8 protein-coding genes are annotated in these 13,581 nt (G+C 65.0%); 3 read left to right on the top strand and 5 right to left on the bottom strand.

Translation table 11 applies throughout. The features are described from left to right. Nucleotides 1-72: 72 nt before the first annotated feature. The gene (locus API01S_RS09480) at nucleotides 73-1,632 is read left to right on the top strand and encodes an ABC transporter substrate-binding protein (RefSeq protein WP_156487094.1); all 1,560 of its coding nucleotides are present in this window, start codon (nucleotides 73-75) and stop codon (nucleotides 1,630-1,632) included. A 72-nt stretch (nucleotides 1,633-1,704) separates the two neighbouring features. On the opposite strand, the gene API01S_RS09485 is transcribed toward API01S_RS09480, so the two are convergent. From API01S_RS09485 to API01S_RS09505, 5 genes are all read right to left on the bottom strand, one after another. Next, the gene (locus API01S_RS09485; protein WP_061304276.1) at nucleotides 1,705-3,267 is read right to left on the bottom strand and encodes an ABC transporter substrate-binding protein; all 1,563 of its coding nucleotides are present in this window, start codon (nucleotides 3,265-3,267) and stop codon (nucleotides 1,705-1,707) included. Between the two features lie 35 nt (nucleotides 3,268-3,302). Further along, on the bottom strand, nucleotides 3,303-4,439 hold the full coding sequence (locus tag API01S_RS09490; RefSeq protein ID WP_061304278.1) for a C45 family autoproteolytic acyltransferase/hydolase: 1,137 nt from the start codon (nucleotides 4,437-4,439) through the stop codon (nucleotides 3,303-3,305). Between the two features lie 261 nt (nucleotides 4,440-4,700). Next, nucleotides 4,701-6,176: an efflux transporter outer membrane subunit gene (locus API01S_RS09495; RefSeq protein WP_084802406.1), complete on the bottom strand. Its 1,476-nt coding sequence runs from the start codon at nucleotides 6,174-6,176 to the stop codon at nucleotides 4,701-4,703. Continuing rightward, nucleotides 6,176-9,352 (bottom strand): efflux RND transporter permease subunit, encoded by a 3,177-nt coding sequence (locus tag API01S_RS09500; protein WP_061304282.1) that lies wholly within the window; start codon nucleotides 9,350-9,352, stop codon nucleotides 6,176-6,178. The genes API01S_RS09495 and API01S_RS09500 overlap by 1 nt, the downstream gene beginning before the upstream one ends. Continuing rightward, nucleotides 9,349-10,482: an efflux RND transporter periplasmic adaptor subunit gene (locus API01S_RS09505; protein WP_084802407.1), complete on the bottom strand. Its 1,134-nt coding sequence runs from the start codon at nucleotides 10,480-10,482 to the stop codon at nucleotides 9,349-9,351. The genes API01S_RS09500 and API01S_RS09505 overlap by 4 nt, the downstream gene beginning before the upstream one ends. Before the next feature lie 172 nt (nucleotides 10,483-10,654). Here API01S_RS09505 and API01S_RS09510 point away from each other — a divergent pair, with 172 nt between their 5' ends. Next, nucleotides 10,655-11,323, top strand: coding sequence for a TetR/AcrR family transcriptional regulator (locus API01S_RS09510; RefSeq protein ID WP_050727896.1), 669 nt, complete (start codon nucleotides 10,655-10,657; stop codon nucleotides 11,321-11,323). A gap of 191 nt (nucleotides 11,324-11,514) precedes the next feature. Next, the gene (locus API01S_RS09515; protein ID WP_061304284.1) at nucleotides 11,515-13,485 is read left to right on the top strand and encodes a BCCT family transporter; all 1,971 of its coding nucleotides are present in this window, start codon (nucleotides 11,515-11,517) and stop codon (nucleotides 13,483-13,485) included. Nucleotides 13,486-13,581 lie beyond the last annotated feature (96 nt).

Genomic DNA, 13,581 nt, shown 5'->3' on the forward strand with positions numbered 1-13,581 from the left:
CATAATTAGCAGATTATTTTGGCGCCAAAAAATACGCGTGATATCTGCGCCGCACGCCGGGGAGTCTCTTGCATGCACCACCATTTCGTTCCCAGAGCGCTTGCGCTCTCCCTGGCGCTGGCCGCCACCTTGCCGGTCCACGCCGCCGTGCTGACCATCGCGCAGCCGGCTGACATCCGTTCGACCAACCCGGGGGTCAACCGCGACAACACCACCGATGGCGTGGTGCTCAATATCGTCGAAGGGCTGGTCGGTTACCGGGAAGACGGCACCGTCGGCCCCTTGCTGGCCAAGTCGGTCGACCTGTCGGCCGATGGCCTGACCTATACGTTCACGCTGCGTGACGGCGTCAAGTTCCACAACGGCGCCACGCTGACCTCGGCCGATGTGCTGTGGAACTGGCAGCGCTATATGGACGCCAAGACGGACTGGCGCTGCCGCAGCGATTTCGACGGCCGCAATGGTTTGAAGGTCACCGAGGTGACCGCGCCCGACGCGAAGACCGTGGTGATGAAGGTGGATCGCAAGTCGGCGGTGTTCCTCGATTCCCTGGCGCGCACGGACTGTGGCATGACGGCAATCGTCTCCAAGGATTCGGTGGCGGCGGATGGCTCGTGGATCAAGCCGATCGGCACCGGTCCGTACATGTTCAAGGAGTGGAAGCGCGGCGAATACACGCTGCTGTCGGCGTTCAAGGATTACACGTCGCCGGCAGGCGATACCGCCGACGGGTATGTCGGCTCGAAGCGCCCGCTGGTGGACGAGGTGAAGTTTCTCGTGGTGCCGGACCCGTCCACGTCAAAGGCGGGTTTGATGTCCGGCGCCATCGACGCCAGCCAGATCACCAATACGGACGTGGGCGAGTTGAAAGGCGTCAAGACGCTGACCGTGTTCAGCCCGCACGACGCCGTCAAGCACGTGCTGCTGTTCCAGACGCAGGACCCGGTGTTGAAGAATGTGAAGGTGCGCCAGGCCATCGCGGCGTCGCTGGACATTCCGCAGGTGGTCGCGGCGGCCTCCGAAGGGCTGGGCCAACTTAATAATTCGGCCGTGTACGCGGGTTCGGCTTATTACAAGGATGCCCAGAAGAAGGGCTACAAGTACGACCCGGCGCGCGCGCAGCAGCTGCTGAAAGAGGCGGGCTATAAGGGCGAGCCCGTGGTGATCTACGCCAACAAGCGGGCCCATGTGCCCAGCTATCAGGTGGCGGTGATCGCGCAGGCCATGATGCAGTCGGTAGGCATCAACGCAAAGATCGAAGTACTGGAGTGGGCGACCCAACTGGACCGCTACAACACCGGCAAATACCAGATCAGCTCGTTCTCGTTCTCGTCGCGCTTGGACCCATCGTTAAGCTTCGAGCAGTTTTCGGGCGACAAGGCCAAGCAGCCGCGCAAGGTCTGGGACGACCCGGCCGCGCAAAAGCTTATCGACGAAAGTTTCCTGGAGTCCGACCCGGCCAAGCGCCAGGCGCTTTTCGATCAGTTGCACGCGTTGATGCTGGAGCAGGCCCCGATGCTGATGCTCTACAACGGCGCGGACGCATGGGCGGCGAATAAGCGGGTCCAGGGCTTTTCGGTTTGGGAAGGCAAGCCGCGCGCCTGGGAGACCAAGATGGTGGGCGACAAATAGCGCGTTGCGGGTCACAGTGAACGGGTGGGCTCCACCCGTTCACGGTCTGCTTCCCGCAGCCTCAGTGCCGCTTCAGGGCGCGACCCGTTCCACTTCCCACGCACGCGGCTTCTTCACCGCCCAGGGCTGGTAGCCCTTGATGTTGCTGCGATACGCGCCGATGTCCAAGCCGTTGTAGAGCGGAATGCTGGGCACTTCCGCCAGGAACAGTTTGTGCAACTGATCGAACGACGCCTGCCGTTTCGCGGGATCGCTGTCGACCGAAGCCGCTTCCACCAGTTTTGACGCCTGGGCGTTGTCCCAGATCTTGCGCGGCTGCTTGGCCTTGTCGCCCGTCACCATCTCGTAGTTCAACGCCGCATCCAGGCGCGCGGAGTAGGGGAACGTCATCATCTGGTACGTGCCGGCGTTGTAGCGGTCCAGCTGAGTCGCCCATTCCACGACCGACAACTGCGCATTCACGCCCACCGCCTGCAACATGGCCTGCACGATCACCGCCGCGTTATACGACTGTGGATAACGCTTGGTCGTCAGGATCGACAGCGGCTGCCCTTTGTAGCCGGCCTCCTGCAAGAGCTTGGCCGTCAGCGCGGGGTCATAGTCCCAACCCTGCTTCTGCGTGGCGTCGTGGTAGGGCGAGACCAGCGGCACGATGGAATTATTGGGCTGCGCCAGGCCTTCGGTGACGGCGGCGGCCAGTTGCTTGTAGTCGATGGCATGCGCCAGCGCCTGGCGCATCTTATTGTTGGACAGCACCGGGTCGCGGGTCTGCAACAGCAGCGCCGTCATGCTCATCACGGGCGCGTAGGCTACCTTCACGTTGGGCGTGGCTTGCAGCACTGGAACGTCGCTGTTCGACACGTCTTCGATGATGTCGATGTTGCCGCGTTGCAAAGCGGCCTTGGCGGTCGAGTCATCGGGCACGATCATGAAGCGCACTTCATTTACCAAAGGGCGCTTGGAACCGGTATAGCCATCGCGCTTGCCGTCCTGATTGGCATAGTCGGCAAAGCGCGTCAGGCGGATGTATTCGCCGCGCTTCCATTCGGCCAGTTCGAACGGGCCGGTGCCGACGGGCTTGAGCCAGGCGCCGTCCGCACCGACGGAATCCTTGGACAGGATGCCGGTGCCGCCGCAGTCGATCCGCGCCAGTGACGCCAGGAACAGGCTGCTGGGCTTTTCCAGGTGATAGACGACGGTGCGCGCGTCCGGCGCTTCCACCCCCGTGACCTTGACGGTGCCTCGGCCGTCGAATTCGCTGGCGCAGCGCCACCCCGAATTGGCGGCGGTGTAGTGCTGCCAGCTCCACAGCACGTCGGCCGAGGTCATCGGCTTGCCGTTGTGGAATTTGATGCCGTCGCGCAGGGTGAAGGTGTACGTCTTGCCGTCAGGGCTGATGTCCACCGATTTGGCCAGCAACGGCCGCACTTCGGCGTCTTCGCCATAGGCGACCAGCCCTTCGACGATATGCATCACGACCGCGTCGCTATTGCTGTCACGATTGACGCCGGGCTCGGTTGAACGGATGTCGGCGGTCATGGAAATGCGCAGCGGCGTGTCGGACTGCGCGCTGGCGGCGCCCGCCAGGCTAGCGAGCGCCAGCGCAACCGTGGCGCCCAGACGATGGTTTTTCATTGGAACTTCCTTGGGTTGCGCGGGTGCGCCGCGTATCAGGCGGCGGCCAGCAGTTCGGGTTCGGCGGTCAGGCTGTAGCGGGTGAACGTGCGATTCAGCGCGGGCAGCGGCGCCACTTCCATCAGGCCGGCGGCGGGTTCCATGACCACCATGGCGACCGTGGCCGAAAGATTGTCGTGGCTGCCGGGGCGCGGCGGGCGGCAGACGGAATAGGGCGCGCCGAAGTCGTCGAACAAGGCGCGCTTGAGGTCTTCGCGCGTCAGTTGCGGCTTTTCGTTCAGCAGGCGGCGCACGCGCCAGTCGCGGTAGGCGCTTTCCGGCGTGCTGGCGCGGCCGGTGTCGCGCAACTTGGACAAGGCCACTTCGCTGACCCAGTGGTTGGCGTGAACGATCAGGTCGTCGTTGCCCGGGTAAATGGGGAAGGCTTCATCCGTGGTGCATTCGTAGTCCACGCCAAAGCCCGCCGCCATGCCCAGCATGATGTTGTTGGAGCAGGACTTGGCCGTGGTCGCCACCGCCTTGATCGCCAGCGCGAAATGCTGCTGTTCCAGCACTTTGCGGCGGATCAGCGACAGCGGCACGCCCAATTGGCGAAAGTCGCGGTCGGACTCCAGGTAATTGGCGGTGATGGACACGCCCGCGCTGTTCAAGCCGCTACGCGCCAGGCCCCCGGCTTCCACGAAGGTGAGAATGTCCGGGCCGTTGTCGTTGCGAACGCGCAGCACGATGGCGGTCTCGGCGCATTCGGCGCGCCAGTCCCAATTTTGTCCGTGGATCAGGTTGCCGTTGGCCGAGCGCGTGGGCAGGATCAACGCGCCGGTGCAGCCATCGCCGGGTTCCAGTTCGGCCGCCTTCTTCTTTTCGGCGCGCGCCTTGGCCACGACTTCGGTGCGGGCGTTGACCATCACGATGTCTTCGAACGGCACGTCGGCGCCGGCGGCGATGCCGCGCATTTCTTCCAGGTAGTGCGGCGCGAAGTGTTCGATCTCGCGCGCGAAGTGAGCGATGAGCTCGGTGCGCGCCATGGCGTCGTAGCCCAGGTCAACCAGTGTCTGGCCATACATGGCTGCGCTCTTGCGCACGCGGGCGGTGGCTTGCTGGCCATAGGAACGGCCACGGGCCTCGGGCGTGCCGGAAACCGAGACGAACGGAAACTGCGGGATTTGGGTCATGGACGGAAAGCGGCGGCGGGCGCCGTGAAGTCGGGAGGGGAAATCGAAACTGAAAAAATGTTAGCTTATTTTGGCGCCAATATTGCTCAGGGTTTACCCAATGCTGCTTCGACAGCATCGCCCCGACAAAAAAAGCCCCCGCGACGTGACATCGCGGGGGCCAGCTTGCATTGCGTCGCTGCCTGAAAACAAAAGCGGCGCGGATGGGGGGTGCACATACGGTCGGCGCGGGGCGCGACCTCGAAGACGCGCCGTCGCGCGTCAGGGCTGGCGCGCGGCCACCTCCGGCGCGCGCGTCGGCGAGCCCATGGCCTGGAACAGCGCGGCGGTTTCGGTCAGGCGGGCGTTTGCGTATTCCAGTTCGCGCAGGCGCGCGGCCACGTAGTGCTGCTCGGCTGCGTATTCCGTGTAGGGCGCCAGCGCGCCCAGCCGCACGCGGCTGGACGTGTTGCGCCAGGACTGCTCGGCCGCGCGCCGCGAGGCTTCGGCCGAGGCCAGGGCCTGCCCGTCCGCGTCCAGCCGAGCCAGCGTGTCGGCCACGTCCTGGAACGCGGTCAGCACGGTCTGCTTGTACTGCAACACCGATGCTTCGTAGCGTTCCTTGGCGGCGCGGCGCTCGGCCAGCAAGGCGCCGCCATGGAAGATGGGCTGGGTCAGCGACGCGCCTATCGCCCAGATCGAGCCCGCGCCGGACAGCGCCGCCGGCCAGCTGAAGCCGCCCTTGCCCATCGAGGCGGACAGCGACAGGCTGGGGAACAATTGCGCGGTGGCCACGCCCACATCGGCGGCGGCGGCTTGCACCACGGCGTCGGCCACCAGAATGTCCGGGCGCGAGGCCAGCAATTCCGAAGGCACCACCACGGGCACCTGTTGCGGCACGGCCAGCGTGCTGAACGCCAGATCGTCGGGAGCCTGGTCCGGGCTGCGGCCCAGCAGCACGGCCAGCGCATGGCGCGTGGCCTGCCACTGCGCGCGCAGGCCGGGCAGCGAGGCTTCCAGCGTGGCCGCGTCCTGGTCGGCGTCCAGCGCATCGTTCTGCGAGGCCGAGCCCAGTTCGTAGCGGCGCTGCGTATCGCGCGCCACCTGCCGCAGCAACACCACCTGCTTTTCGGTCAGCGCGACCCGTTCGGCCAGCGATGCCGACGTTAGGGCGCCGGTGACGATGTTGCCCGCCAGCGAACGCCGCGCCGATTCGAGTCGGAAAGCCTGCTGCTCGACCTGCGCGGCCAGCGACGCATTGGCAAAGCGCGCAGCGCCAAACAGATCCAGGTCGTAGGTGGCCTGGATCTGACCGGTGAAGACGTTGTAGAGCGTCGTGGGTTGCGGCAGGTTCGGCATGGTCAGCGCGCGATTGCGCGTGCCGCTTGCGCCGGCGTCTACCGAAGGCAACAACGAGGAATTGACCTGCGCGCGCAGTTGTTCGCGCGCGCCGGCCAGGTTGCGTTCGGCCGCAGCCAGGTTGGGGCTGTTGGCCAGCCCCTCTTGCACCAGGGCATCGAGCGCGTCGGAACCATAGCGTTTCCACCATTCGGGCACGGGGCGCGCGCCCTGTTCAAAGCGTTGCGCCACGCCTTGGGCGGTGGCGCCCTGTGGCGGCGTGGGTTCGACGCCGTACTGCGCGGGCGACGTTATTGCGGGCGGCTTGCTGTCCGGGGCGAACGCGCAGGCGCTCAGGGCCAGCAGCAAGGGCAGGGCCAGCGGCAGCGCGGGCAAGCGCGTGGGATGGATCTTCATCATCAGACTCCTCGTTCCACCGTGTCGGCGGCATTGGCGCCAGGCGGCACGCCTTCGGGTTCGTCGCGCTCGTCATGGCGCACGCGGAACCACGCGGCGTACAAGGCGGGCAGGAAGAACAGCGTCAGCACGGTGGCGCTGGTAATGCCGCCCATCAGCGCCGTAGCCATGGGGCCGAAAAAGTTGCTGCGCAACAAGGGAATCAACGCCAGCACGGCAGCCGCAGCCGTCAGCACGATCGGGCGGAAGCGCCGCGCGGTGGCGCCGACAATGGCGTCCACGCGTTTGTGGCCATGACGGATATCCTGCTCGATCTGGTCCACCAGAATCACCGAGTTGCGCATGATGATGCCGAACATGGCGATGACGCCCAGCATGGCTACGAAGCCGAAGGGCTTGCCGAACAACAGCAATGCCGCGACCACGCCGATCAGGCCCAGCGGCGCGGTCAGCACCACCATCAGCACGCGCGCGAAGCTTTGCAGTTGCACCATCAGCAGGGTCAGCACGGCGACGGCCATCAGCGGCATCTGCGCGTTGATGGACGATTGGCCCTTGGCGCTTTCCTCGACCGGCCCGCCAACTTCGATGCGGTAGCCCACCGGCAGATCGGCGCGGATGGCGTCCAGCTTCTTGTCGATGGCGTGGGTGACATCGATGCCTTGCGAGCCGCTGGTCACATCGGCCTGCACCGTGATGGTGGGTTGGCGGTCGCGTTCCCAGATGACGCCGTATTCCAGGTCGTAACGCACCTGGCCCAGGCTGCCCAGCGGCACGGGGCCATTGGGCGTCGGCATGGCAAGCGTCGCCAGGCGCGCCGGATCGATGCGTTCTTCGCGCGGGGCGCGCAGGCTGACGTTGATGAGCTTGTCGCGTTCGCGGTACTGCGTCACGGTGTAGCCCGACAGCGTCATGGCCAGGAAGTCGGAGATATCGCTTGAGCTGATGCCCAGCTCGCGCGCTTTCTGCTGGTCGATGTCGAAACGCACGGAGCGTTCCGAGGGCTCGTCCCAATCGAACTGCACGTTGACCGAACGCGTGTCGGCGCGGACTTCGGCGGCGACCTTTTCTGCCACCGCGCGCACTTCGCCGATCTTGTCCCCGCTGACGCGGAACTGCACCTGATAGCCGACCGGTGGGCCGTTCTCCAGCCGTGACAGGCGGGTGCGGATGGCGGGGAAATTCTCGCGCAGCATCGGTTCGAGCCAGTGCGCCAGCTTTTCGCGGTCCTCGACCGAATGGGCTGTGATGACCAGTTGCGCAAAGTTGGGCGTGGCCAGTTGCTGGTCCAGCGGCAGGTAGAAGCGCGGTGCGCCCGTGCCGACGAAGCTGACCGAATGATCGATTTCGGGCCGGCCGTCCAGCGCCTTTTCCAGCCGTTCCACCTGGCGCAGCGTGGCCGCGAACGACGCGCCTTCTTGCAGCCGTACGTCCACCAGCAGCTCGGTGCGGTCCGAACTGGGGAAGAATTGCTGCGGCACCAGCTTGAAGCCGGCCATCGCCACAACGAAGATCAGGACCGTGCCGGCCAGCACCCAGAAGCGCCGGTCCACGCACCACGCGACCCAGCCGCGCAGGCGCTGATAGAAGCGGGTGTTGTAGATGTCGTGTTCGTGATCCTGCGCTTGATGCGCTTCGCGCTTGCGTTCGGGCAGCAGCCTATAGCCCAGCAGCGGAATCAGCACGACGGCGGCAAACCACGAGGTGATCAGCGCAATGGCCGACACCTGGAAGATCGAACGCGTGTACTCGCCGGTGCTGGATTCGGCCAGCGCGATCGGCAGAAAGCCCGCCACGGTGACAAGCGTGCCGGTCAGCATGGGGAAGGCGGTGCTGGTGTAGGCAAAGGCGGCGGCGCGCGCACGGCTCCAGCCCTGTTCCAGTTTCACCGCCATCATTTCCACGGCGATGATGGCGTCGTCCACCAGCAGGCCCAGCGCCAGCACCAGCGTGCCCAGCGACACCTTGTGCAGGCCGATGCCGAACATCTCCATGAACAAGGCGGTAATGGCCAGCACCACGGGAATCGATATCACCACCACCATGCCCGTGCGCAGGCCCAGCGACACCAGGCTGACAATCAGCACGATGGCCACGGCTTCGGCAACCGAACGCAGGAATTCATCCACCGAATTCGAGACGGCGTCGGGCATGCTGGACACTTCGGTCAGGGTCAGGCCCGCTGGCAACTGCGCCTTCAGCTTGTCGAGCGTCGTGTCCAGCGATTCCCCCAGGCGCACCACGTCCTTGCCCGGCTGCATGGTGATGCCGATACCCAGCACCGGACTGCCGCCCAAGCGCATCTGCTCGGTCGGCGGGTCGTCGTAACCCCGGTGGATGGTGGCGATGTCGCCCAGCCGGATCGACTTGTCGTTCACGCGGATCAGCGTGTCGGCCAATGCCTGGCTGTTCTGGAACTGCCCGCTGGGCCGCACGTAGATGCGGTCGTCGGCCGTAGTCAGCGTGCCGGCGTCGGCCACCGAGTTCTGTGTGTTGATGGCTTGCGCGATCTGTTGCGGCGTGACGCCCAGGCGGCTCAGTTGCGTGTTGGAGATTTCAGCGTAGATATGTTCGGCCTGGTCGGCGAAATAATCGACCTTGGCCACGCCCGGCACGCGCAGCAGCACGGTACGCAGGTTGTCGGCATAGTCGCGCAGTTGCGCGGGCGAAAAGCCGTCGCCGTGCAGCGTGTAGATGTTGGTGTAGACGTCGCCGAATTCGTCATTGAAGAACGGGCCTTGCACGCCTTGCGGCAGCGTGGCCTTGATGTCGCCCACCTTCTTGCGGATCTGATACCACTGGTCGGCCACCGTGCTGGCGGGCGCCGAGTCCTTCATGGTGTAGAAGATCAGCGATTCGCCCGGGCGGGAATAGCTGCGCAGGAAGTCCGTGTTGGGGGTTTCCTGCAGCTTCTTGCCGATGCGGTCGGTGACCTGTTCCTGCATCTGCTGCGCGGTCGCGCCCGGCCACAGCGTCTTGATGACCATCACGCGAAACGTGAAGGGCGGATCTTCGGATTGGGCCAGCCGGGAATACGACAGCACGCCGAACAGCGTCACCATCGCGATCAGGAAGATCACCAGCGGCTGGTGGCGCAGCGCCCAGGCCGACAGGTTGAAATTGCCTTCGTTGTGGCCGTGGCCGGGTTCTCGTACCGACTTCTTATCAGGGGCGCTCATGAGGCGAAGTCCTCGGCGTGCAGCGGCGGCACCGCCCGGACCTTCTGGCCGGCGGACACGGTGTGCACGCCTTGCCAGACCACGCGGTCGCCCGGCGACACGCCGCTGCTCAACGTCACGGTACGCGCGTCGAACCGCAGCACTTGCACGCGGCGCAATTCCAGCGTGTCTTCCTTGGGTTTGACGATCCACACGGCGGGGTTCTTGCCGTCATGGAAAAGTGCGGTGGCGGGCACGGTGTAGGTGGCCTCGTCCGAAGCGTTGTGGTTGTCGAAGCTGATGTTGGCCGTCATGCCCAGGCGCACCTGCGGCGACGGCGATTCCAGCGTGAGCTTGACGCGGTAGGTACGGCTTTGCGGATCGGCGGCCGGCGCGATTTCACGCAGCACGGCGCTGAAGGTCTGGCCGGTCAACGGCCCCAGCGTGACAGTGGCGCGCTGGCCGACGCGCAAGCCGGCCAACACGTTTTCCGGCACGTCGCAGATGGCGTCGATATCGCCGGCCCAGGCCAGTTGGTAGACGGGGGTGCCGGCAGCGACGTTCTGCCCGGTGTCGGCCTGTTCAGCGGTGATCACGCCTGCATGGTCGGCCTGCAAGGTCGTGTACTTGAGCTGATCGGCCGCCAGCGCGGCCTGTTGCGCGGCCTGGTCGCGTTGCGCCAGCGCCGAGGCGTAGGCGTTGCGGGTCTGTTCCAGCTGCGTCGCGGCGATCAGGTTTTCGCGCGCCTGGGTACGGTCGCGCTCCAGTTGCTGGCGAGCGTATTCCAGCTGATGCTGGGCGGCCGACAACTGGGCCTTGGCGGCGGCGGCGTTCTTGGTAGCGTCGGCGGGGTCCAGCTTGGCGACGATCTGGCCGGGAGTCACGCTGTCGCCCAGCCGGACCTGGCGTTCGATGATCTTGCCGCCCACGCGAAATGACAGCGGCGTGCTGTAGCGCGCCTGGACTTCGCCCGGCAAGGTCCACGCCGGCAAGCGTTCGTCGGCCTGCGCCGGCATGGCGACCACGGGACGCGGGGCGGGTGCGGGGGCTTCCTTGCGGCCGCATGCCGACACAGCCAGCGCAAGCGCCAGGGCGGCGGGCAATGCCACGCGGCGCGACCATCGAAAGACCGGGGCAGGGGGCGTGGCCAAGTCGGCGCTTGCGGAGGAAGGTGGCAGGCGGGAGCCAGGAAAATTCACGAAAACACCTCGCGGCGCGAAGAGGGAAAGGCGAGTCAGACTCGATACGGCCTGAATTCTAATGCGAGACTGTATTCAGATACAAGGTTGTATTTGAAAGAATGGCCAGTGCTAAACTCGCGCCATGTCAAAACTCCGCCTGACCCGAGAGCAAAGCCGAGACCAGACGCGCCAGCGTCTGCTCGACGCTGCGCAATCCGTTTTCCTCAGCAAGGGTTTCGTGGCCGCCAGCGTCGAGGACATCGCCGAATTGGCGGGATACACGCGCGGGGCTTTCTATTCCAATTTCGGCAGCAAGTCCGAACTTTTCCTGCAATTGCTCAGGCGCGATCACGAAAAAGTGATGGCCGACATGCGCGCCATCTTTGAAGAAGGCGAAACGCGGCAGCAGATGGAAGCGCGCGTGCTGCACTACTACAGCACGCACCATCGCGAGAACAATTGCTTCCTGCTCTGGATGGAAGGCAAGCTCCAGGCAGCGCGCGACCCGGATTTCCGAGTTGGGTTTACTGACTGTCTGCGCGAGCTGCGCGCGGCCACGACCGAATACGTGCGGCAGTTTTCCGCGCATGTGGGCACGCCGCTGCCGCTGCCCGCCGAACAATTGGCGGTGGGCTTGCTGGCGCTGTCGGACGGCATGCAGTTCAGCTTCGCGTTCGATCCGCAGGGCGTCAGCCAGGAAATGACCGAGGCCGTGCTGGCCGGTTTTTTCCGTCGGGTCGTCTTTGGCGACCCGCTGCCTCAAGCGGCGCCCATCGTGTCGCCGCCAGACTCCGCCACCCCGGCCGAGTAGCGGGACCGCGGGCCTGATCCGCCTTCGCTTGCGCCTTCAGCGGGCCAGTCCACGAAGGAATCGGCCAGCGACAAACCATTGATTCAGATTGTCAGCCGCATGCCGGCCGTGATAGTAATACCAGCGGCGCCGTGGCCGGGCTGAGGGGGCCGGCGTCGATATTCGCAACCCTGGGCGTAAGGAGCTGCTGCATGACTTCAGAAACCCGACCTACCACGATCAACCGGCCGGTTTTTTTTCCGGCGGCCATTTTCACGTTGCTGCTGGTTGGATTCGCGATTTTTGCGCCCGAGCGGGCGCAGAGCGTCTTTGAATCCGTACAAGGCTGGATCCTGGGCAACGTCAGCTGGTTCTATATCCTGGTCGTGGCGATCATCCTGCTGTCGGTGGTGTTCCTGGCGGTGAGCCGCTACGGCGACATCAAGCTGGGGCCTGACCATAGCGAACCGGATTACCGCAACTTCACCTGGTTCGCCATGCTGTTTTCCGCTGGCATGGGCATCGGCCTGATGTTCTTCGGCGTGGCCGAACCGGTGATGCATTTCATTTCGCCGCCTGTCGGTGAAGGCGGCACGGCCATCGCCGCGCGCGAGGCCATGAAGATCACGTTCTTCCATTGGGGCCTGCATGCCTGGGCCATCTATGCAGTGGTTGCGCTGATCCTGGCGTTCTTCAGCTACCGCCACGGGCTGCCGCTGACGCTGCGCTCGGCCCTGTACCCGCTGATCGGCAACCGCATCCACGGGCCCATCGGGCACGCGGTCGACATCTTCGCCATCATCGGCACGGTGCTGGGCGTGGCGACGTCACTGGGCTTGGGCGTGGCGCAGATCAACAGCGGGCTCAATCACCTGTTCGGCGTGCCGGTGGGGGTGACAACTCAGATCATCCTCATCATCGTTACGTGCGGGCTGGCCACGTTGTCGGTGGCCAGCGGCCTGGACAAGGGCATCCGCATTCTGTCCGAGACCAATCTTGTGCTGGCGGGCGTGCTGCTGCTGTTCGTGCTGGTCGTCGGCCCCACCGTGTTCCTGTTCCAGACCTTTGTCCAGAACACGGGCGCTTACCTGTCGGACATCGTCAACAAGACCTTCAACCTGTACGCCTACGAGCCCACCGACTGGATCGGCGGCTGGACCTTGTTCTACTGGGGCTGGTGGATTGCGTGGTCGCCCTTCGTCGGCCTGTTCATCGCGCGCATCTCGCGCGGTCGCACCATCCGCGAATTCGTGACCGGCGTGCTGCTGGTGCCGGCCGGCTTCACCCTGTTCTGGATGACGGTGTTTGGCGACACGGCCATCCACATGATCCTGGTGGACAAGGTGCAGGACCTGGCGCCGGTGGTCGAAGCCGATTCATCGCTGGCACTGTTCGCCTTTCTTGAGCATCTGCCCTGGAGCAGCGTGCTGTCCGTGATCGCCATTGCGATGGTCGCCGTATTTTTCGTGACCTCGGCCGACTCCGGCGCGTTGGTGGTCGACTTGCTGGCCTCGGGCGGCTCGGACCGCACGCCCGTCTGGCAGCGCATCTTCTGGTCGGTCCTGATGGGCGCGGTGGCCGTGGCGCTGTTGCTGGCCGACGGTTTGACCGCCTTGCAGACCGCCACCATCGCCAGTGCGCTGCCGTTCTCAGTCATCCTGCTGCTTTCGCTGTGGGGCTTGTTCAAGGCGTTGAAGCTGGACGCCACCAAGCGCGGCATCCGCTATCAGTCCTTGACCTTGTCGCGCCCCACGCGCGGGGGCCAGTCCTGGGAGCGGCGTCTGCGCAACATGGTGATGATGCCGCGCCGTTCGCACGTGCAACGCTTCATCAGCGATGTGGTGCGGCCCGCGCTGGAAGATGTCGCTGACGAACTGCGCAAGCAGGGCTATGCGGTGGAAGTGCGCGAAGTCGAAGCCGACGGCAGCGCCATCCTTGAGGTCTCGCATGGCGAGCACCTGGATTTTTCCTATGCGGTGCAACCCGAGGCCTTCGTGCGCCCCAGCCTGACGCCGGATGAGGCCGCCGACGAAGAAGAGCGCAAGTACTTCCGGGCCGAAGTGCACTTGCGCGAAGGCGGACAGGACTACGACATCATGGGTTGGAGCCGCGACGCGGTCATCGGCGACATCCTTGACCAGTACGAACGCCATCGCCATTACCTGCACATGGTCCGCACCTGACCCTGCATCCCGCTCCCCAACCGCCAGCATCGCCTGGCGGTTTTTTTTTGCCCGATAGCGTCACGCTATCCCCCGGATTGCAATGTCCGCTTTGAC

It is taken from the genome of Achromobacter piechaudii NBRC 102461, from assembly GCF_001571245.1.
Lineage (GTDB): Bacteria > Pseudomonadota > Gammaproteobacteria > Burkholderiales > Burkholderiaceae_B > Achromobacter > Achromobacter piechaudii.

What these genes read in the sequence shown, in the direction of transcription:
- API01S_RS09515 (WP_061304284.1), top strand. Translation starts at nt 11,515, where the DNA reads ATGACTTCAGAAACCCGACCTACCACGATCAACCGGCCGGTTTTTTTT.
- API01S_RS09510 (WP_050727896.1), top strand. Translation starts at nt 10,655, where the DNA reads ATGTCAAAACTCCGCCTGACCCGAGAGCAAAGCCGAGACCAGACGCGC.
- API01S_RS09490 (WP_061304278.1), bottom strand. Translation starts at nt 4,439, where the DNA reads ATGACCCAAATCCCGCAGTTTCCGTTCGTCTCGGTTTCCGGCACGCCC.
- API01S_RS09480 (WP_156487094.1), top strand. Translation starts at nt 73, where the DNA reads ATGCACCACCATTTCGTTCCCAGAGCGCTTGCGCTCTCCCTGGCGCTG.
- API01S_RS09485 (WP_061304276.1), bottom strand. Translation starts at nt 3,267, where the DNA reads ATGAAAAACCATCGTCTGGGCGCCACGGTTGCGCTGGCGCTCGCTAGC.
- API01S_RS09500 (WP_061304282.1), bottom strand. Translation starts at nt 9,352, where the DNA reads ATGAGCGCCCCTGATAAGAAGTCGGTACGAGAACCCGGCCACGGCCAC.
- API01S_RS09495 (WP_084802406.1), bottom strand. Translation starts at nt 6,176, where the DNA reads ATGATGAAGATCCATCCCACGCGCTTGCCCGCGCTGCCGCTGGCCCTG.